This window comes from Acinetobacter sp. ACNIH3 (genome assembly GCF_002918965.1).
GTDB classification, from domain to species: Bacteria; Pseudomonadota; Gammaproteobacteria; order Pseudomonadales; family Moraxellaceae; genus Acinetobacter; species Acinetobacter schindleri.
Genome location: NZ_PQLP01000147.1, coordinates 1 through 810 on the forward strand (window position 1 = coordinate 1; position 810 = coordinate 810).

Here is an 810-nt window from a genome sequence, read left to right on the forward strand (position 1 = left end):
GTACGTAAAGTCTGGCAAAAACTGAAACGTGAAGGCTATATTATTGCACGCTGTACTGTTGCTCGATTAATGAAAAAGCTAGGTATACAAGGTGTTTGGCGAGGTAAGAACAAACAAACCACCCGTAACCGAGATGACCAAAAACGGGCAGATGATTTAGTGAAACGTAATTTTACTGCTGATCATCCTGACCAACTGTGGGTCAGTGACTTTACGTATATTCAAACTCATTCAGGCTGGGTATATACCGCCTTTATTATTGATGTGTTCTCACGAGCAATTGTTGGCTGGAAAGTATCTACACGAATGAATACAGATAGGGTGCTCGATGCATTAGAGCAAGCATTGCATGATCGAGGCATGCCAAAGAATGTGATTCATCATTCCGACAGAGGTGTGCAATATCTTTCCATTCGCTATACCAATCGTTTAGAAGCAGCGAATTTACGAGCATCAGTCGGTACGACTGGTGATTCATACGATAATGCTTTGGCTGAAACGGTGAATGGCTTATACAAAACAGAGGTGATTGAATATTTAAAAGCAGATTGGCAAGGTTTAGCAGATGTACAACTTGCGACACTAAACTGGGTAGATTGGTTCAATAAAAAGCGTGTACACAGTGCACTGGGTTATGTATCGCCTTTTGAGTTTGAAGCAATGTACTATGATAAGATTAACCCGTAAGCGTCCGCTGAACCCCACTTTTTCTAACTCATTAATACCGCGATAGTGTCCACTTAAATTTAAGTGGACACCTATTTATGGATTTAAAGACAGTTATAGACAGTGCACCAACGCTAAAAAAGC

General features: G+C 40.7%; 1 protein-coding gene. It reads left to right on the top strand.

Annotated features, from left to right (window positions below; genetic code table 11):
- Positions 1–687, top strand: a 687-nt coding sequence (locus C3420_RS17140) for an IS3 family transposase (protein ID WP_146048184.1), incomplete at its 5' end; no start/stop codon positions are given.
- Positions 688–810 lie beyond the last annotated feature (123 nt).